21 protein-coding genes and 1 pseudogene are annotated in these 20,563 nt (G+C 43.9%); 1 reads left to right on the forward strand and 21 read right to left on the reverse strand.

Features of this window, described 5'->3' with window-relative positions; genetic code table 11:
- Positions 1-430 precede the first annotated feature (430 nt).
- Together ISR87_12395 and ISR87_12400 are read right to left on the reverse strand one after the other, a co-directional pair.
- Positions 431-1,261, reverse strand: a complete 831-nt coding sequence (locus ISR87_12395) for a DUF4097 family beta strand repeat protein (protein ID MBL7026242.1) — start codon at positions 1,259-1,261, stop codon at positions 431-433.
- A 138-nt stretch (positions 1,262-1,399) separates the two neighbouring features.
- Positions 1,400-4,729: an alpha-amylase gene (locus ISR87_12400; protein ID MBL7026243.1), complete on the reverse strand. Its 3,330-nt coding sequence runs from the start codon at positions 4,727-4,729 to the stop codon at positions 1,400-1,402.
- A 230-nt stretch (positions 4,730-4,959) separates the two neighbouring features.
- Between ISR87_12400 and ISR87_12405 the strand changes: the two genes are divergently transcribed.
- Positions 4,960-5,247, forward strand: a complete 288-nt coding sequence (locus tag ISR87_12405) for a hypothetical protein (protein MBL7026244.1) — start codon at positions 4,960-4,962, stop codon at positions 5,245-5,247.
- A gap of 80 nt (positions 5,248-5,327) precedes the next feature.
- On the opposite strand, the gene ISR87_12410 is transcribed toward ISR87_12405, so the two are convergent.
- From ISR87_12410 to ISR87_12500, 19 genes and pseudogenes are all read right to left on the reverse strand, one after another.
- Positions 5,328-5,537 (reverse strand): hypothetical protein, encoded by a 210-nt coding sequence (locus ISR87_12410; GenBank protein ID MBL7026245.1) that lies wholly within the window; start codon positions 5,535-5,537, stop codon positions 5,328-5,330.
- A gap of 16 nt (positions 5,538-5,553) precedes the next feature.
- Positions 5,554-5,754: a hypothetical protein gene (locus ISR87_12415; protein ID MBL7026246.1), complete on the reverse strand. Its 201-nt coding sequence runs from the start codon at positions 5,752-5,754 to the stop codon at positions 5,554-5,556.
- Between the two features lie 67 nt (positions 5,755-5,821).
- Positions 5,822-6,979, reverse strand: a complete 1,158-nt coding sequence (locus tag ISR87_12420; protein ID MBL7026247.1) for a hypothetical protein — start codon at positions 6,977-6,979, stop codon at positions 5,822-5,824.
- Between the two features lie 167 nt (positions 6,980-7,146).
- Entirely contained in the window at positions 7,147-7,692 is a 546-nt protein-coding gene (locus ISR87_12425) for a type II secretion system protein (GenBank protein MBL7026248.1), read from the reverse strand.
- Positions 7,689-8,183 carry a hypothetical protein gene (locus tag ISR87_12430; GenBank protein MBL7026249.1) on the reverse strand — a complete coding sequence of 165 codons (495 nt, stop codon included), beginning with the start codon at positions 8,181-8,183 and terminating at the stop codon, positions 7,689-7,691. Before ISR87_12430 ends, ISR87_12425 begins: the two co-directional genes overlap by 4 nt.
- Positions 8,176-8,649, reverse strand: coding sequence for a GspH/FimT family protein (locus tag ISR87_12435; protein MBL7026250.1), 474 nt, complete (start codon positions 8,647-8,649; stop codon positions 8,176-8,178). Before ISR87_12435 ends, ISR87_12430 begins: the two co-directional genes overlap by 8 nt.
- 9 nt (positions 8,650-8,658) lie before the next feature.
- Entirely contained in the window at positions 8,659-9,129 is a 471-nt protein-coding gene (locus ISR87_12440) for a type II secretion system protein (GenBank protein MBL7026251.1), read from the reverse strand.
- A gap of 491 nt (positions 9,130-9,620) precedes the next feature.
- Positions 9,621-9,728: pseudogene (locus ISR87_12445) on the reverse strand (prepilin-type N-terminal cleavage/methylation domain-containing protein).
- Positions 9,729-9,768: 40 nt separating this feature from the next.
- Positions 9,769-10,269 (reverse strand): prepilin-type N-terminal cleavage/methylation domain-containing protein, encoded by a 501-nt coding sequence (locus tag ISR87_12450; GenBank protein ID MBL7026252.1) that lies wholly within the window; start codon positions 10,267-10,269, stop codon positions 9,769-9,771.
- Positions 10,270-10,418: 149 nt separating this feature from the next.
- A complete protein-coding gene (locus tag ISR87_12455) occupies positions 10,419-10,562 on the reverse strand; it encodes a hypothetical protein (GenBank protein MBL7026253.1) in 144 nt (47 codons plus the stop codon).
- A gap of 112 nt (positions 10,563-10,674) precedes the next feature.
- Positions 10,675-11,889: a type II secretion system F family protein gene (locus tag ISR87_12460; GenBank protein MBL7026254.1), complete on the reverse strand. Its 1,215-nt coding sequence runs from the start codon at positions 11,887-11,889 to the stop codon at positions 10,675-10,677.
- The gene (locus ISR87_12465) at positions 11,882-13,300 is read right to left on the reverse strand and encodes a sigma-54-dependent Fis family transcriptional regulator (GenBank protein ID MBL7026255.1); all 1,419 of its coding nucleotides are present in this window, start codon (positions 13,298-13,300) and stop codon (positions 11,882-11,884) included. The genes ISR87_12460 and ISR87_12465 overlap by 8 nt, the downstream gene beginning before the upstream one ends.
- Positions 13,300-14,955, reverse strand: a complete 1,656-nt coding sequence (tadA, locus tag ISR87_12470) for a Flp pilus assembly complex ATPase component TadA (protein ID MBL7026256.1) — start codon at positions 14,953-14,955, stop codon at positions 13,300-13,302. Before tadA ends, ISR87_12465 begins: the two co-directional genes overlap by 1 nt.
- 5 nt (positions 14,956-14,960) lie before the next feature.
- Positions 14,961-15,728, reverse strand: a complete 768-nt coding sequence (locus ISR87_12475) for a prepilin peptidase (GenBank protein ID MBL7026257.1) — start codon at positions 15,726-15,728, stop codon at positions 14,961-14,963.
- A 9-nt stretch (positions 15,729-15,737) separates the two neighbouring features.
- Positions 15,738-16,106: a response regulator gene (locus tag ISR87_12480; GenBank protein ID MBL7026258.1), complete on the reverse strand. Its 369-nt coding sequence runs from the start codon at positions 16,104-16,106 to the stop codon at positions 15,738-15,740.
- Positions 16,106-17,227, reverse strand: a complete 1,122-nt coding sequence (locus ISR87_12485; protein MBL7026259.1) for a PilT/PilU family type 4a pilus ATPase — start codon at positions 17,225-17,227, stop codon at positions 16,106-16,108. The genes ISR87_12480 and ISR87_12485 overlap by 1 nt, the downstream gene beginning before the upstream one ends.
- A 2-nt stretch (positions 17,228-17,229) precedes the next feature.
- Positions 17,230-18,282, reverse strand: coding sequence for a type IV pilus twitching motility protein PilT (locus ISR87_12490; protein ID MBL7026260.1), 1,053 nt, complete (start codon positions 18,280-18,282; stop codon positions 17,230-17,232).
- Positions 18,283-18,299: 17 nt separating this feature from the next.
- Complete coding sequence (locus tag ISR87_12495) at positions 18,300-20,069, reverse strand: hypothetical protein (GenBank protein MBL7026261.1); 1,770 nt, start codon at positions 20,067-20,069, stop codon at positions 18,300-18,302.
- The gene (locus ISR87_12500) at positions 20,062-20,562 is read right to left on the reverse strand and encodes a hypothetical protein (GenBank protein MBL7026262.1); all 501 of its coding nucleotides are present in this window, start codon (positions 20,560-20,562) and stop codon (positions 20,062-20,064) included. Before ISR87_12500 ends, ISR87_12495 begins: the two co-directional genes overlap by 8 nt.
- Between the last annotated feature and the right edge of the window lies 1 nt (position 20,563).

Genomic DNA, 20,563 nt, shown 5'->3' on the forward strand with positions numbered 1-20,563 from the left:
TTCGAGTACTCTTCACGTTTCGAGATTCCTTCACGCTTCGAGTTACCTTCACGTTTCGAGATTCCTTCACGCTTCGAGTTCCCTCCAGTCTACGCCCGAAGGGCTACGACCTGGCAGGCAGCGAGACAGACTTAATATCTTGTTTTGTCTTCCTGAGGTGCCCGTAGGGCAGTCTCGAAGGATGATGATACTTGTGTGACATGCGCTTCGAGATTCCTTTACGCTTCGAGTTGACTCCAGTCTACGCCCGAAGGGCTACGACCTGGCAGGCAGCGAGACAGACTTAGGAACCGAGATTTGGAGGGAAAGAGTGATTCCAGAAATGTTTCCATCCGCTCTTTATTAAATATGGAATGTTAGTTTTAAGCAGCTGACATAGTTAGGTGACAGATTTAATCCCGGGACGACAGTTGAGCTGGTTGCTATTCGATTAGCAATCCCCGAGGTCTATCCAATATTTACTGTTCTTAGAGCTGGTGGGATCTTTCTTCTTTGAGTTCTTTTTGGCTTTATAGGCAGTCCCATCCTTCTGGACTTCATCGTTGGTATGGTACTGAACAGATTTAGACCATTCAGAACGACCTCCACAGTCATCGTCATCGTCCTCGTCTTCATCATCATCATCGCCATCACCACTCACAACCTCAACATCTTCGACATCACCATTTACTTCACCACCAAATATTTCAAGCACAACCATATCATCTTCATCATCTGCTGATACATCACCATTTATCTGAACACCAGTCCCGAGGTAAATATCAAGAGTTTCTAGGTCAGGACTCTGACCGCGATCTAAAATGACAATATCTTTTTTGACATAGGTGTTGTTTTTAAGAATGATATCACCATGGCGTGTTTTGATACTCTTTTTCAAATATGATCCACTGATGCGTATATCCCCACTTTCAGTTATCACATTACCATTCAGTGTTGAATTATCCTTGACACGAAGAGATCCATAAGTAATTGTAATTGACTGATCGACTGTGCTACCTGCTTCTAAGAATACATCTCCATTAATTGAAATAATCTTTTGAACACGAGCATCATTTTCTAAATAAATGTCTCCATACGTAGATTGAACCACCCCTTTTACTCGAGCACCTGAGTGCACGATTATATCCCCTGTATCTGTAGTAATGTCATGATTGTAAGTTGAACCTGCTTCTACATAAACCTCAGCATCTGGTGGAGGTGCGCCCATAAGTATTGCGATGGACAAAGCCATAATTACCAAGGTCATATATTTCAATTTCATGTGCAACCTCCTCAGATGAAGTCTTGAATGTGAAAATATCACTGTGTCACCAACCGGACAACTTAATATAAATCAATGACAAACAATATCAGGGAAAACCTTACCAGCGGTTAACTGGGGGTATTGGGGATAAAATAACTAGGGCTTTGAAAGGTGTTCCAGGAAAACTCTCAATTTGAATTCTGAATCCTTCACAGCTGCCGAGATCTTTGAAGATTCACGGGAGGATAATTCCTCAGCATACAACACACTAAAATACCTGAGAAAATGATCCATACGCTCCTGATTGAACCATTCTATTCCTTCGACCTCGTTAACCTGGAAGTAATCGAGGACTTCCTTGTGATTAAACAAATTGATGAAGAAGGCATGCAGATCGCGCGTGAGCAACGATCTGGCTCTATCGGCATACTCGAGGACGGCTAATAGACCAGCTAGATTTTCAGACTGGGCTGTGCTCAGACACTTATTTATTTGTTCTTCCAGTCCATAAGTATCGACCATGCTATCAGCGGACTCAGGGTTAGCAGCATGAACCTGACGGGCAAAATATAAACAGGCCGCTACAAAGCGATGCTGCTCCAATGAATCCCCTTGTAATTGTTCTAATCGTTGATGCGATTGGCTAAGTAATGTCTCATAATTGTTGGCAAAATCTTCAACATCCTCAATCATGAGAGAAATATTTTCCATCTCCAACATGGCTTCCAGGAGGGGGGCAAATTTGATAAACAGAGTTTTGCTGTCAGGCAGTGCAGGCTGCTCAATGATCAACTTCATCATATTGCAGAAAAGTCGGTGAACCGGCTCCAGCTCTATGCGACGAAAGAGGGGGGCGAAATCATTGATGCCCTGACCACCCAGGTCCTGATGAATATTCCACCAGGGAATAGCTTCGGAATCACTGACCAACTGAAATCCCAAATAAATCTTAGATTCGTAGCCTGATAATTCCATAAAAAGACCCTGATTGCGAATTTCTTCGACGGTTCGGATATACCAGAGTTTTGAGACTTGCTCCTGAAAAATAACGTAGTAGCTGTTTTCCACATCGAATGAAAGCGCTACAATCAAATCTTCGGAAACGAGATGGGGTTGATCTGACGTAGGATCCGTATTGAAAAGTGTGGAGGTCTTGATCCAGCCAGCCTGACTGGTATAGGAATTATTGACCAGAACCAGGGACCTCTCCGTACCACTGTGGTTCGTATAGGCAAACACACTATCAACTTGATGCCCATCCGTATTCATAAAGGGGAAAAGTCTGAAATTTCCTGCTCCTGCATAGAGATAGCGTTTTTTCATGAGGGGGAAGATGAGATCTTTGTGTCTGTTGATGAGATCCTCATCAGGGGTTTCATCCCAATAAGCACGACGATATTCCATGCCATACTTCTCTTCAAAACCTTCAATCTGAGCATGAGCAAACATGGGTAGACCTGGGAGGGTCACCATGAGAACAGTGGCTCCAAAATATTTGTCACCCTTTCCAAACTGAGCGATGGCCGTATCCTCATCTGGATTGCTTAAGAAATTCACAAATCGTTGCAATATTCGAGGATCAAATTCCAGGGTCTTGGCAATCATTTCAAAAAACTTGCTGTTTTCTTCCATCTTCAGCAAATTCATAAAGGCACTGTTGTAAACACGGTGCATCCCTAGAGTTCGCACGAAATAGCTTTCCATCATCCAGAACGCTTCAGCCAACAATAATGTATCTGGGACTTCCTTAGCCACCCGATCAACAACCTCACGCCAGAATTCGGCTGGTATGGCAGCATCAAAGTCAGCCCCACTCATACTGAAATTAGCTCTGGAAGGGATATCTCCACCGGATCCAGGTTCTGGAAACCATAAGCGCTGGACATGTCTTTTGGCCAGTGTCATGGCGGCATCAAATCGAATAACTTTAAATTGTCGCGCTACATCCAGAATGGTCTGAATAATAGCTTCTCTTAACTCGGGATTGAGATAGTTGAGTTGCGCTGTATCATTCCAGGGCATGGACGTGCCATCATTGCCATGATAAATGAATTTCGTGGTCCCATTGCGATGATCGTGGGCTTTAAACACAACTGCTGCATCACTGCGATCATAATAGTGATCTTCCAGGTGAATGCTGAGATCAGGATCATCTGATAGGTCGCCGCCATCAAAACGATAGGATGGGAAAGGTGAATGATCGGTACTGACATACCATTCGGGATGTTGCTTTAACCAGCCTGAATCCAGACCGGTATGGTTAGGCACCATATCACTGGCCAGTCGAATCCCTCTTTCCCAGGCACGTTGTTTCAGATTTTCAAGCGCTTCTGGTCCACCAATGCTGGGATCAATCTTGTATTCTTTGAGTGAGTAGGCAGAAGATTCAGCATCAGGATTACCACACCAATGCTTAATCTTCTTAGAAATACTGCTGCGATTCCAGAGGCCAATCAGCCACAGAACGGTAAAGCCTTGCTGTGCCAGAAGATCCAACTCAGTATCAGGAATATCTCGTAAGGTTTTGATCTCTTGTCCATATTTTTTTGATAGTTGATCCAACCAGACCAGGGAATTTCGGGCAATCATGACCACCCGGGGCATCCAATCGCTGTCTTCGCTGTAATATTCGCCTTCCTGGAGTTCACCGGAGTAACTGGGTACCTGGGATTCACCGGGACCAAAACCACGAAAGCGGTTTTCTTCCTCAAATTGGTCAAGACCGCGAAGTAGATCCAATAAATGGGATCCTAAATAATTGCCCCATTTTTCGCGAATGAAAGCGAGCTGTCCCTCAATGGAATCAGGCGCTGCCAGGATTGGCTCCATCAGCAATTCGATGACATTCTTGCCAGTGCTGCCAAAGCCTGCTGAATCAGATGACCACTTCTGGATGCGCTTCAAAAGTTTATCAGAGGTTTTTATGGCTTTATGGAATTCTTCCTTGAATACGACATCATATTTTTCAAAGGCAGGGTTATTCAAAGCCAGGATATGAACTAGCAACTCTTCAACAACGACCTGGGTGTTGGGAACCGACTGGGTATCCCCTTTGAGATAATCTTCAATACTCTTCGATGATGACTTATAGCTCTCTGAGGGCAAGGCTTCCAGATAATTGGTCAGAAGCTCATCCAGAACTACTGGGCTTAGTTCCGTCTCCAGATATTGGGTGAGGTCTTTGATATAAGTTGGGTTGACCTGATTGCGATATAGACGGATCAGCTTGTGTGAAAGGAGCGATAGTAGGCCCATTCCATGTAGCTCGCTGGCCATGAATCCGTGATCAGGCTCAAGTTCCCCCAGTCTATAAATGAGGTTTTGGAGCTCGTGAAAATCGATCTTGAATTTACCACTTTCCAGAGCAAACATGGGGAGGTTGAGCGCATACGTTTGGTCAAGAGCCTGACGGAGGTGAAACTCAAGGTTGGGGTAGCTGGGAGCATTCTGGTTGGCCATTTTATCCGGTTTTGATTGCTTCAGCATGTGCGTTCCTTTAGCTCCAATTTTAACATCCAGATAATAACATATAAAATGCCTCCTATACCAAGCACAAAGACAGGTAGGTCTTGGTTAAGCTTTTTCTCTTTTACTGGTCTAAAAGAACGAAAAGACCCTATTTAATGACAGCTCATAGGAGCTGATAAAAAAATCCCTCTCTGGATGGGAGATATTTATATTAAACCCGATTATTCCATAAGAAGGGAAGTAGAGAAATGACTGATGACTTCATGGATTCACCTGAATTCCAAGAGCTGATAAAAGAATATTTAAACTATTTGAATACAGCCTTACCCGGGATTCACAGTAACCTGAGTGATAAACTATATGCCGATGTATATAAGTTTGGTCACAATATTAAGGGGACCGGAACCAGTTATGGTTTTGAAAACCTGAGTGAGATAGGTGCAGAGATATGTAATAACATCAAGGACGAGAACTACTCGAATCTGGGATCACTTCTGGACAATGTGGGAAACATTTTGACAGAGGCTCTGGCATAGTTCAACTCTGAATAAGAATTTGAAGTACCAAAAAAGGCTGGAAATATCCAGCCTTTTTAAATTCATTTATGACACGCTGCTTACCACAGGATAAATAGTAATATCCCTCCAAAAATGATATAAGCAAATCCAAAGGGTACCCGTTTGGTGTAAACAACGCTCTCTACATTATAGACGCGATTGAAAAGCTCGCCGGCCTTAATCAAGGTCTTGGGGGAGCTCATGAGGAGCAGACCGGTGATAAAAGCTATGACAGCTACAAAAATTATATAAAAATCATATCCCTGCATGTGTAATCCTCACATCCTAAAGCGTTGCGTAAACCATAAATGCTCCAGCTGCCATCAATAACAGACCAAATGCATAACGATTTCGATAGATAAGACCATCAATGTTGTAGAGACGGTTGCTTTGTTCGCCCAATTTGACCAGAGCCTTGGGAGCTACCAATAGGAGTACTCCGATTAGGATCGAAATTATGGATAATAAAATACCGAATTCTCTCATAGTTTTCCTTCACTCAATTTGTGCGTAGATAATAACAGCCGGTGGCGTCATTTCCAAGATTCAGCTTTTAAAATTCCAACAATGAATTATCGATTACCCCAAAATCAAAAGTTTTAAAAAAATCTTGATTAAAATAATGATTCAAATTCAAAGTACCCCTGTTAATGGTGCCTGGTCCAGTAGCGCCTACGATTTTGTGGGCAAATATAGCCCCTTCCATATAAGCCCCAGATTGACTTATGGTAAATTTGTCAGGAGCATACACAATGCCATATGATGAGCCATCCACTCGAATGTCATCTGTGGAAAAGGTGGAGCTCCAGGCCACCACGTCGTCATCTATTATGATATAATCAAAGCCATATATCATGTTGAATGTGTTGGGTCGATTTGGTGGGGTTAAACCACTCCAGTCCAGGCCAAATTCTGTAGCATCATATAAATATACATCATCATCTGCAATGAGAACCACATTGTCTCCAAACGTTGTTTCAGTGCCACTCCTGCTCTCGGCGATAATGTCCAATGTTGCTACCAACACACCGGGCCTCGTTGTATCCCCGCCAGTGATCGTACAACCCTGTAGTGTGAGTTTACCTCTAATGTAAAGTGTGCTATCCGCATATGAATTGAGATCAATGGTAATGTTGCGGTAGCGCACGTTCCCGTTGATTTTATTCCCCGATGTGCTGGTAATTGCTGCGGCAATGGCAATCATGCTATCATATGGTTCCGTGTTAAAATCCGGGTTAAAAATCCACTCTCTCGGATGTATGCCTGAAGTATAGTTTGTTCCAGTTGCAGGTGAGACAGATTTGGTTGGTGGCACATAAAGATGAGTCTGGGTAGTCGCTCCCAGCGTTCCTCCGGAGACCGTAACATTTTGACCGATGTAGAGAGAGTCATCGATGGTAACCGTATTATCAATAGTAATATCCCCTGTGCCCTCAATGATGGACACATCACCCCAAACAGCTTTCATGGATTTTTTTGAGAGAACGCGAAAATCACGGACAGCATCACCTGATGTCCCCCGACTTGTGATCATATATAAAAAATCAGGTAGAGAACCTCCACCGACATAGGATTCCAGGGTGTCTATGACAATTGTTGAGTTAAAAAAGCTATATGTCCCACTTACATCTGCCTCACCGAGTTCAGCTTTAAACAGACCATATTCAATACCTGATAACGAAGCCCATTTGGCCTGACTGGCTGAATACATGTTCGTCCACTGTGCAGATTGGGTCGAAATGTGCCTGAAAAACATTGAAACAGTTAAGCCCATGATAATGGATATTGCTAAGGAGAGAAGCGTAAATCCAAATCCTGACTGACTCGCTATCTCTGAATCTGTGAATCTCAATGGTTGCTTATGTGTGTTTGAAGGACTCAATGGTTGTAGATCTTTAAATTTTCTGGGTACACAGTGGAGAGAAGGGTTACACCTGCCCCACCATCATCCATGACCAGTTTGAGTTTTACCAGTTTGACAAGCTTCCGATTTGCAACACTAAGGGGCACACTTGTGAGTTCGCTATTATTGGCGCTGAAATACTGGAATTTAGTGTCACTATTAATAACAGGGGCTGCCAGATTGAGTGCTGAGCCCACCCCTATTTCCTGGCGAGTCAGGTTAGAGGAGCTTACGGAATACTCAAAAGTGTTGCCATATTTATCATTAAACCGGAATTGCTGATCATCGGCAATGACTATATTTGTTGAATCAATGAGCATCCCTAGTTCACGTTCAAAAAGAGTCGTGGCCAGGATACCACGCGTCAGCAACTTTTCTCTATCAGAAAAATTTTCCAATACCTCGAAATTAAGGGCAATAACGCTGGCCAGAATACCACCTGTAATCACCATGAGAGCCATGGAGACGATGAGTTCAATAAGTGTGAACCCAGCTCTTGAATATCTGATCGCTAACCTCATTCGAAGGGGTAAATCCCAGCATATATTGAAGTAAATACAACAGGATCTCTTAAGGCCGAATTATCTACGCTTACAATAATACGTTTGTAATTTGTGCCTGGACCCACGCTATCAAGCCAACTGGCTGCGAGATTGACACAAAAAACGCGGGTACTTACGGTATATCCATCATAACCCTCACCACTAAGATCCCAGCTGGCATTGGCATAGTCATCAATATCGTCAACATTTGGGAAGGTACCATCTCCTGCATCTGTACCATAGCTCGTACTCCAAGGTGGTGTCGGATTCTCATCGAATCTGTGCATCCGAATAGTCTGCATAATGTGGTTTCCCAGAGTAACTGCCCTGATGCCAACTTCCACTTCTCCGGCCTGCGTGGTGTAGTTGCGCTGCGCCAGTAGGATGCCAACAATAGCAACGGAAACAATGCTCAACCCAATGATCATATCCAATATGGAAAAACCAGATTGTGACGCTGACCTACTCATACGCCATTCCTGTTTCTGCTACTACAGTTATGGTACGTGTCCCATTTATGACAATGGTACCACCAGAAGATGGAGTCCCCCACCAATTAAAAGATACTTCTGAACTGCCGCCAAAATTTACGGAGCTAATTGTCATCCCTGCATAAGCAGAATCCAAATCTAATACATGAGAATCACCTGTGTCTGGATCAGGAATGAGCACACGAGATGCATATGGACCAACCCACAAGCTGTATTGGTTTTCAGTCTGATTCACCACCAACCAGGTCGTATCGTGTTGGCTCATAGCCATGCCTCGCAATAAACTCAAATCCTCAATGAGTCGATCACTAACAGCTTTTTCACTAACGTCATCTATTACGAGACCCAGTTTAGGAAGGGCTATCACTGTAATTATACCAATGATAGCTATGATCATTATCAGCTCTATGAGAGAAAAACCTGATTTTGATTTAAATTCTTTCAAACGATGGCCTTAAGGACGGAAGCTTTGAGATACACCCGTGTCTGGATCATCAATCCGAAAACCAGCTTCCTCATCGTCTGTTTTGGGTAGGAGATAGTAGAGAAAGGGTTTCCCATATGGGTTATAAATAATGGTTGAGCTGGAATAGAGTTGATTTAGCGTACGCCCATCATAAAGTACAGTGGTGGCGGCCCACTGATGGGTCATCTTATGGTCAACGGGTTCATCGGGCCATACATCGTATTCACCATCCATAAACCCACGAAGATAAAGATTTACAATCCCTTGTTTAAGTTGGGAGGCATTCGCTTCACTCATGACCAGTTTAGCTTCGGTTTGTGTTTCAATGTAGGTTGGAGTAACAACTGCAGCAAGAATCCCCACTACCGAAATAGTAATCACGGCTTCCAGCAGGGTAAATCCCTTTTGTAAGTCTGATCTATTTTGAAATAAATCTAATATGATTTTGGGAAGTTTCATCGGTTACCAGACTGTAGATTGTCTTCTCCATTGTATCACGTTTTACTTGCCGTTGAATATCCCCTTGAGTGGGTAGAAATATACTGCTATAGAAGAAGTCGGAGGCTGGAAAACCAGCCCCCGACAATCCATCTTTATCTCTGAATCACTTTCAATAAGCGATTTTCAATGAGCATCAGATACTCAGACAAAGCTGAGCAAAAATGCACATACTAAGGAGTGACTAGAGTTAACTTTCCTGTGGCGGGCGCATATTCATAGTAGGTACCTGCTGGATCTTCACTATAAATCAGAGAATCAGCATCACCAGCGGCAGCAAAACTATATGACCAACCATCAGGGCTTTCATCCAGGACTGAATCAAGCATATTTGTTCCTTGGGCAGGGAAAGATCTTGATCCAGTTACAACAAGTTTGTTTGCTGCAAAAAGTTGTAACCCAGATCTAACATTACCAACCACAGCTTGTTTATTCTTGTTATGAGCTTGGGTAGTTACATCAAAGAATTTTGGTACAGCTACAGCAGCCAGAATTCCAAGGATCACGATAACCATAATCAGCTCGATTAGTGTAAAACCTTTGTTAGTGTTTGTTTTCATTTCATATCCTCCTGATACGGTTTGTTATTCGTTTTAATTTTTATAGGGTGTATTCGGCTGAAACCAAGGGTTGGTTCTTATCCCGAATTTTGAACATGGGTACTTTTGTAATTAATAGTTCTGGTGGATTCCCAGACCAACTGGCTTCTCCAGTGGAATCATCATGAACATAAAACTCCCAGCCTGAGCCGAAGGGAGATTTTGGTACGCCGTCTTTAAACAAGTCAGTAGTCACCACAGATACAACACCACTCCCCCGGTCGTACTTGATAATGATTGTCTCATCAAGTAATTCGGTCCAGGTTCCACCAGTGGTATTAAGCTGAGCCAGAGCACTACTTCCAATTCCATAGTGAGCAACTGAGGTGTATTTATTTACAATTGATGACCCTATGGTATTCATGGTTTCCAGGGCTTTGTTGGCTTTACCATTTTGCTGTGCATCCAGATAGGCCGGGACAGCGAATGCAGCCAAGGTGCCAATGATGGCTACGGTCACAACCAGCTCCATTAATGTAAAACCTCTAGTATTCCTGTTCATTTCGTTTCTCCTGATATCTATTTCATCAAACAATAGGATTCATTAACGCAAAGGCCGTGCCAAGCCCTAAGTGCCTGTTTATTATGACTTGCTTATCGTCATGCTGAAATTGAATTGTAGCATTACGTTACAAGTGGTGTACCTGATTGCTACACCTTGACCACAAGGAAAAATTCTATCCAGATATAAATTGCAACTGCAAAAAGAACCATGACCACAGAATAGAGCCAGGTCGGATAAGACCGTTGGAAGAACTGATAACGAAATCCGTTTTTTGATTTTGAAGCCTTCATTCCATTGTTCTCCTAATCCCCCAACCCCCTCATCAACCCAACTTCCAACTTCTTACTTCTTACTTCTTACTTCTCACTTCTTACTTCTAACTTCTAACTTCTAACTTCTAACTCACTTAACCGCCCCATACATATTCCACATTGGTAGAAAAATACCCAGGGCCATAAACAGTAGCGCACCACCCATAAATACTGTCATCAATGGTTCGATGGCACCACTAAGACCTTCAATTTTAGCATCAACTTCCGTATCGTATTGGGCAGCCACATTGGCCATCATGTCATCCATGGCACCTGACTTCTCACCAACAGCAATCATTTTTACCGTCATTTTAGGGAAATAACTACTTTTCCCCAGCGCCGCCGCCAAACTGATACCCTTCTCTACTTCCTTACGGGCATTGGCAATCTCATTACCTATCACGACATTTCCCACGGTCTTTTCTACTGTCTCAAGGGCTTTGATAATCTGAATTCCACCACGGCTCAAGGTTTCAAGCATATGGGCAAATCGGGCTATATTGGTTTTTAGGAATATCTCTTTAAAAATTGGTAGCTTAAGTTTGAAACCATCTATAGTAAATCGACCTTTTTCTGTTTTCCCAAAGGCTTTCAGGCCGATGATACTAGCAAAAAAACCAATAATCACTACGGGCCAAAACTGTATCAGAAAATCGCTTGCAGTTATCATAACCACTGTTGGCATGGGTAAATCCATGCCCTTTTTGGAAAACATATCAGAGAATTTTGGAACAATAAAAATCATGGCGCCTATGAAGGCCAATCCAAGGGCACTTGTTACAATCATGGGATAACGTAAAGCAGATTTGACATTGCGCGTGACCTCCTGATCGTGTTTGATGAAGGAGCCAAGTCTCTCGAGGATTTGCTCCATGACACCTGCTGACTCACCTGCCTCAATCATATTTACATACAGGAGTGAAAATGCACCGGGGTAATCTTTCATGGCCTGTGAAAGGGCTTTACCACCACTCACACTCTTAATGAGCCCCTTAACAACTGAACGCATGGTTTCCGTCTCCGCCTGTTCCTCCAGTGCCTCCAGAGCACCGATAAGTGGAATACCAGAGCGAAACATAATCGCTAATTGAACTGTAAAATTTTCAATCTCGTTGGCCTTGACCTTTTTGCCCTTTTTAAAAATGGCCCCACCGGATAGGGCGCCTTGCTTTTGCTCCTTGACGGATAACAGCATTTCACCACGCTCATCAGCCTGTGTAAAAACCTCTACTTTTGACTCGGCTGTAACAACACGCTCTTCTACTGTCCCTGAATCACTCATGATGCGGCAGACAAAATCAGGCATCTTTACTCTCTTCCTGCCCCAGATTATCTGTAAAGTTCAAATCATATTTTTTTATTTTTCGGTAAATGGCAGTGCGGGATATCTGGAGCTGGGTAGCAGCCTGGCTAATATTCCCCTTGAGTTTAGTGAGGGTGTACTGAAGCGCCTCCTTTTCGATCTCCCATAGGGGGCGGATAGAATTTGGCTCTACTACCTTGGTTAAGTCTGGTGTTGAATTCGACTCAATAATTTCATCCTGCATGATGGAGCTGGGTAACAACGTCGGTCCGTCTGACTGGAAGACGCTGCGAGTGAGCATGTTTTCCAATTCTCTGACGTTTCCATGGAGATCCATATGTGAAAGTGTCTCGATCAACTCCCAACTCACTCTTTTGATGGTTTGATCTTCACCTCGCAACAATTTCTCCAAAAAGAAAATTACCAGTAGTGGCATATCAGCGGTTCGGGATCTCAGAGGTGGTAACTTGAGAGGTATCACATTCAGACGATAGTGCAAATCTTCACGGAATAAACCTTTTGTGATTTGCTCAGGCAAATTTTTGTGGGTGGCTGTCACCAGTCGGATATCAACTGATTTTTCTTTCACACTCCCCAATGGCTGAATTATGCCATCCTCAAGCACCCGTAGCAATTTGACTTGAAGCTCCAGGGGCATGTCGCCAATCTCATCCAGAAAGAGTGTGCCTTCATGTGCGAGTTCAAATTTTCCGGCTTTATTCTGACTGGCACCTGTAAAAGCTCCCTTTTCAAAACCAAACAATTCACTCTCCAGGAGATTTCCAGGAATGGCAGCACAGTTTATACTGACAAATGGTTTTGCCCTGCGCTCGCTGAGCTGGTGCATCGTCCTGGCGACTAACTCCTTACCGGAACCGCTTTCTCCCTGGATCAGCACGGTGTATTCGCTGGTGGCAACACGGGTTAGTTGACGATACACATCCAGCATGGGTAGAGAGTTCCCCACAAAATCCCCGAAGCCACCTGGTCTCAGCAACTTTTGGGAGACCTTGCTTCCCAGACTCTTCGCAAAATCGGTGTATTTATCCAACCTCTCCAGAATAGCCTCCAGGGAAGCTTCAAGGTCATCGATCCGTACGACGCCAAAAAGTTTAGAAGTCTCGTTGGCGATCCTCGTGTCAAAATCCTTCCTGGCACTAAAAAGTATAATGGCTTGATGAGGGTGTACTCTTCGTAAATCTTTTATCCAGGTATGATATTCATCAGCAAAAGCTGCACACGAGATAAAAATGGCGGAATAGGTGTGAATGCTCACGTAGTTGAACAGGGACACCCAATCGCTGGTCTGTGTGACCTGGCCATGATTTTTTAGAGCTTGGAGAAGTGCTATCTCTGGTTGAGGATCTTTTCTCCTCCGGGGATTGAGCATAAGGAATTCGTGATTTAAAGCCATTAAAGTGTTACCCTCAGGACTTCTTCAGCAGAAGTTTCACCCAGCAGCACCTTTTCTTTGGCAGCCTGGTTCAGTGAATACATACCGTTCCGAATTGCAGCTGCTTCAATCTCATCCGAATCAGCTCCCTTAATAATCAAATCCTTAACTTCCTGATTAGGTATCAGGAGCTCAAATATACCTGACCTGCCTACATAGCCAGAGTTTCGACAATGAATACAACCGACCGGCTCATGAATAGCGGTATAGTCAGGCCATTTATCTACCCCGATTATGAGCTTTAGTTCGTCTGTTTTTTCCACCGGCTTTTTACATCGAGGACAAAGGAGACGTATGAGTCTTTGGGCCAGAATAGCTCTCACTGTGGAACTCACTAAATAGTTGTCCACACCCATGTCAGTAAGACGGGTGAATGTTGAGGAAGCATCATTTGTGTGTAGGGTTGAGAATACAAGGTGACCGGTTAGGGCTGCCCGAATAGCCAATTCAATGGTCTCAGTATCACGCATCTCACCCACCAGAATAATATCAGGATCCTGACGCATCATCGTTTTTAGTGCGACTGAAAATGATAGGCCAGCCTTATTGTTTACCTGACTCTGATTGATATTCTCCAATGAATACTCTATGGGATCTTCGATGGTCATAATGTTTACAGCCACTGAATTGAGTGTATTTAAAGTGGCATAAAGTGTGGTTGTTTTACCACTACCAGTAGGACCGGTTACAAGTAAAATACCATTGGCTATTTTAATTGTCTCACGCCATTCCTTTAAGATGTCCTCATCAAATCCCAATTTGTGCAGATCTATCTTCCCCTTGGATTCATCCAGGATACGCATCACCACCTTCTCGCCATTGGGGGTGGGAAAAGTTGAACATCTAAGATCAACAGCCACACTTTTCTGGGCGAAGTGAAAGCGACCATCCTGGGGGCGTCTGGATTCAGCAATATCCATATCTGCTAAAATTTTTATTCTGGAAATCATGGGAGAGACTGACTCGTGGGGAATTGAATAATATTGCTGTAACACACCATCAACACGGTAGCGTATGCGAGCATCATTTTTGCGAGGCTCAATATGAATATCACTGGCACCCATATTCACGGCTTCAAACAGCAGCATATCCACGACCTGAACAATCTCGGTATCCTCATGAATCTCACGTGACACCACTCGAACACCATCACCGGCAGCTGCTGTATCTAATAGCGAGGTGGTGGATCGATAGTAGAGATCTATGGATCGTTCAATATCCATTTCACTGGACAGCACCAGCATGATTTCTTTGTCGGTGTCGCGCGTGAGTTGATCAATCACATCAATATTCAGTGGATCTGCTGTGGCAATGGTAAGGGTTTCTTCAATAAGAAAGAGAGGGATGATTGAATTCTCACGGGCGAAATCTTCACTCACAACCCCTAGTGCCTCATCCTGAATGCTGTATTTGGTGATATCCAAACTGGGAAGCCCGAGATGATCCCCGAGAACTTTTAAGAGGTCACTTTCCTGAACCAGGCCCATGCTGACAACAGCCTTACCAAAGACCAGGTTGTGTTCTCTTTGATAAGTCAGTACCTCGCTCACTTGCTGTTCTGAAATGAGACCAGACTCAAGCAATAATTGACCTAATTGTTTTTTCTCGGTTGCCACAGGACCTATACCCCAAGAAACAGTGTTAAGTACCAGTCGATAATTTCACGACCCCCAATAAGACTGAGCCAGATTCCAATGCAGATAAAGGGACCAAAGGGAACCTGCTGCTTCCTGGTAATCACACCGGTGGGGATAAGAACCGCGAATAAAAGGGTGGCAGAGAGAAACGCTAAAAACATGGATACCAGTCCAATATCCCAGCCCAGAACCCAGCCTGCCATGGCGGCGAATTTGACATCACCAAAGCCCATGGCTTCTTTTTTAAAGGCTATTTCACCAAAATATCTGATCGCCCAAAAAATGGCGCCTAGACCAACAAAGCCAAAAAATTGTGTGGTGAGTATATAACTATTCCCGCCAAGCCAGAGATAGAAACCAGGTAGTAGACCAATAATTAACATAGAATCTGGAATGATTAGATGATCAATATCAATAAAGGCAATGGCAATAAGGAGGCCTCCAAACAAAGCAAATACTGGTAGATCCCAGGTAAGGCCAAATTTGAGATAGGTGAGATAAAAAACGAAAGCAGTTAAGGATTCCACAAGTGGGTAACGCCAGGCAATGTGGGTTTTACAAGATGAGCATTTCCCACCCAAAAACAAGTAGCTGACCAGAGGGATATTTTCCCAGGGTCTAATCTTGTGGTCACAACTCGTGCAGTGAGAGGCTGGGAAAGCAATTGATTCTCCACGAGGAAAGCGATAGATCACTACATTAATAAAACTTCCAATGAGTAGTCCAAAAAGAATGACAAAAAAGGAAATCATACAGGCATTCTACAGCAGGGCTTCCAGCTCAGCTGGGAAAGTTTGATAGTTGAGAGGTTTCACAAGATATAGCTCTGCGCCACTCTGTGTGCCTACTTCTCTATCCCGTTCACCGTCTTTCGCAGAAACAATAATCACGGGAATATCTCTGAACTGTTCATCAAATTTTAACAGACGACACACTTGATATCCATTCATTCCAGGCAACATTAAATCCAACATAATGAGATCAGGTTTCACCTCACGGGCTTTGGAAAGCCCCGAAATACCATCTAAAGCCTCGAAGACTTCGTAGTCCAGACTCTCAAGAAGGCGCTTGACTGGTTCAATAAAAAATTTTTCATCATCAACAATCAAAATACGTTTTTTAGCCATCATCAATCCTTTTGCGATTCTTTATCATCATCCAGAAGATTTATTTCCTGAGTAGGTTCTCTTTGCTCAGTGGATGAGATCATTAATTTCAAGTCTGTTGGATGATCAGCAGAATCTATTGCTGTCATTTCACTAATTTTCTTATCTTTATACAACTTGTACAGAGCCTGATCAAAGAGCTGCATCGATTCAGAGGCTCCTGATTTTATAGCTACGGGAAGTAGATCTATACTGCCCTTTTGGATCAAATCTTTTATGCGCGCGGTGGAGACCAATATTTCAAGTGCAGCTGTCAATTTGCCATTTTCCATTGGAATCAAACGCTGAGCTACAATAGCGAGGAGATTTTGGCTTAGTTGCATTTGAGCCAGATCTTGCTCTGATCTATCATAAAAGCTAAGAATGCGGTCAATGGTTTGCGACGTATTTGTGGCATGTAGCGTACTGAATACCAGGTGGCCGGTCTCAGAAAAATTTAAAGCTGATTCCATGGCCTCTCGGTCGCGGATTTCACCAATCAATAGAACAGACGGTGCTTCGCGGAGTGCAGACTTTAGTGCCTTATGAAAGGAGAGTGTATCGTGCCCTACTTCGCGTTGGTTCACGAGACTTTTCTTATGGGGATGCAGAAATTCAATGGGGTCTTCAAGGGTCAGGATATGACCAGATTTATTGGCATTGCGATAGTCGATCATGGCGGCCAGAGTGGTGGATTTTCCTGAACCGGTTGAACCTACTACCAAGACAAGGCCCCGATCTTTCAAAGCTAGTTCAGCCAGAATGGGAGGAAGATTCAAATCGCTCAATGTTTTTATGGTAGATACAATCTGCCTTACGACAAAACTATCAGTACCACGCTGACGAAAGAAGTTTACTCGAAATCGACCAACACCGGCGAGACTTAAGGTATAGTCTAACTCCTTTTGTTCGTGATATTCATTGAGTTGCTCCTCATTAAGCATCTCGTTCTTCAAACCCTCCAAATTTTCAACTGTGAGTTGTTCTTTTTCAATGGGGTAAACTTCACCAGAAATTTTCAGCATGGGGAAGGCACCCACGGAGACGTACAGATCAGAAGCCTCCGCTTCAGACATCACGGACAGCAAATCCTGTAAGGAATACATAATTAGCCCTCCACCAATTTCTCAAGATCTTCAGGAAATGCGGCAACTTGAAGTGCTGCTTCGAGATCAACATGACCATCTTTTACCAAAGCACCCAAGGATTGCTCGAGGGTCATCATACCTTGTGCGGATCCCATCTGTAAAATAGAACGAAGCTGGAATGTTTTGGCTTCTCTAATTAGGTTCGCTACTGCAGGAGTCCCTGTGAGAACTTCAAAAGCAGCCACTCGTCCCCCACCCTTCTTCTTGAGGAGCATTTGAGATAAAATTGTCACGATGGTATCGCTGATCATGATCCTGATCTGGTCCTGCTGATTCGCAGGAAATTGATCAATGACCCGATCCAGAGTTTTTGTGGTATTGACTGTATGGAGGGTCCCAAAAACCAGGTGTCCTGTTTCTGCCGCTGTGACGGCTAGGGCAGTGGTCTCAGGATCTCGCATTTCACCTACCACAATCACATCAGGGTCTTCTCTGAGGGCAGCTCGCAGGGCTTGTGCAAATCCATGTGTTGTGGTACCAACCTCTCTTTGGGTAATCAATGATTGTTGGCTGGTATGGGTAAATTCCACAGGATCTTCAATGGTGATGATGTGTTTTTTTTGGGTTCGATTGATATAATCGATAATGGTGTTCAGGGTTGTAGATTTTCCACTTCCAGTAGGTCCCGTCACTAAAAAAAGACCTTTGTCCTTGTGAGCCATGTCCTTGAGACCCACAGGTAAGCCCAGGTCTTCAAATGAAAATACCTTTTCATTGATACTCCGGAGAACAGCTGAATCACCATGGATACTCTTAAACACATTTACTCTGAAGCGACCGATACCTTTAAAGTCAGCTGCAAAATCCAACTCCATATCTTCTTCAAAGGTTTTACGCTGTACTTCGGTCATAATACCATATATGAGAATATGCAGATCCTCAGGAAGCATAGGCGGAATATCCGTTTTTCGCATTTCACCATCTACACGGACAATTGGCCTGGAAAAGGGGTGTAAGTGAAGATCTGAAGCACCACTTTCCCTCATGAAAATCAGTAAATCCAGTATTTCCAGTTCCATTAGATGTCTCTCTATTTATTGATGATATTCGGAGTAATAAATATGAGCAATTCTCGCTGCTCGGTAGATGTACGCGTATGGGTGAAAAATCTTTTCAAAAAGGGAATGCTACCAATAAGGGGTGGAGAAGTTGTAGACTCATTCACCTGGTCAAAGATTAAACCACCGATAAGCAGAGTCTCCCCATTCCCAACCATAACCCGAGTTGTAGTTGATCTATCCGAAATAATAGGCCGATCCGAATTAGGTCCGGCAAAACCAACTAGCGCTTGCACTGTGGCACTCAGGTTCAGACTCACGAACCGCTCCTCATTGATTCGGGGGGTCACACTGAGAGAAACATTAATTTCAACATCTTCAAATTGATAGGTTTCAGCGCCAAAGGCTGTAGCATCTGAGCCAGGTATGAGTACGGGGTAAGAAGTACCAATGGCAATTTCGGCTGTGGTATTCTCAAAAGTCGTGACCTGGGGTTCCTGAAGCAGTCTCGTATCAGCATCGGATCCCATTAACTCAAGGAGAGAAGAAAACATAGGGATGCTAAGTGTTGCAAGTCTCAGTTGGCTCCCACTACTTAATATTGTAGTTCCAAGCTCAATCAAATTTTCTACTGTCCCGGCATCAGCTTGAATGCTGGGACCTGTCAAACTGGTTCTTAAATCCCAATTTATTCCAAGGCGTTCATCATCAGTAAGTTTGGTCTCAATAAATTTTACAGCAATATTGATCTGAGGAATTTTTTTATCCAATTCATTGATAATACTTTGAATACGGTCAAAATTTTGAGCTAAATCTGTGATGACAATATGGTCGTAAACTGCTCCACCAGTGGCTCCACCGCCACCACCAGCAGCACCACCGCCGCCAGCGGCCGCACCACCGCCTCCACCGCCTAAGGCACCAGCAGCCGCACCACCACCGCCTCCGCCGCCTCCGCCTCCAGCGGCATCACCACCCCCGCCTCCGCCACCCCCGCCTCCAGCGGTTCCGGCCATGACAGGTGAATAGAGTTGAACTTGACCCTTCTCACTTAAAACACTTGAAAGCGCAGATGAGACGGCGCTGGCATCCACATAATTCATTTTGAATACTCGGGTATCAAGCTCTCCAAACATTTCTTCATCAGCTGACTTAACCACAACAATATTTCCCTGTTGGAACCAGTCATATCCATTCACTTTTAAAATGGCGTCGAGAGATGTCCAAAGATCGACATCCTTCAGTGACACTGTAACTTCACCCTCCACCTCAGGTCCAGTGATAATATTGATTTGGTGCTGAGCTGACAGAAGTCGCAGGATGTCAATCATATCAGCACCTTTAAAATTCATGCTGATGGTACCAGGCAAATCTGCTCGTCGATCCCGACGTCTTGGCGCTTTTCTTTCCCGAACTTCAGGCCAGGACACTAACAGTAAATCATCTCCCAGCCACTGAGTTGTGTATTGGGGAATCTTGGAAAAGAGCATCTCAACTATGACTTCATCATCATCGTAGGGGTTTTTCTTTACAGAAAGACGCATGAGGGGCGTAACGTTGGTTGTACGGGTAAAATTGTCCTGCGCCAGGCTGGTTTTAGGAAAAGTCAGTGTGATTTTTGGGGGTGATTGCCCAACACTTTCCCGAAAATCAACGCGATTGGAAAGGGATATCTCAAGACCGGCCTCACCATTAGCCACAAAGGTAGAAACCCAGTTCAATACTGTTTTAGGAGCTGCAGAAAGAGTGAACGCACAAAGTAGATGTGCCACAAATATGATATAACGAAATTTATTATTCATCCATATTGACCTTTACAATACTGGTTCCTCTTCGCAAGATAATATGATCAAATGCGATCTTGGTGATCTGGTATCCGGCCACCCTGTCTCCTTCTTCCAATATATCTCCATTAATCAGTGCCATCCCAACATTTCCGACCCATGATATACCGGTTAAATCAAGACTTGGTACATCATCCCCATCTAAATTCCCAAATAAGGAACCAAGAATTCCTCCGCCCAGCGCATTGGTTGTCTCAGCTTCAGCATAAAAAAATGGATCTGACTCCCAGCCACCCCTCCAGACTAATGATCTAAGCGGTGCCGAGGTCCTGGATTCAGAAACTTCACGAGCTGAGGCCGGTTCTGAAGATCCGCCTGTTGCCAGCCCAAACAAATTATCCCCATCTCCAGAACCAGAACCAATAATCCCAGCATCAAATAATCCGTATATCATGGCGCTTAATAAGATTGCCAGGAGTATGGCGGATCGAGCATTTAATTGCTTAAACACT

This window comes from Candidatus Neomarinimicrobiota bacterium (genome assembly GCA_016784545.1).
Classification (GTDB): domain Bacteria; phylum Fidelibacterota; class UBA8477; order UBA8477; family JABMPR01; genus JABMPR01.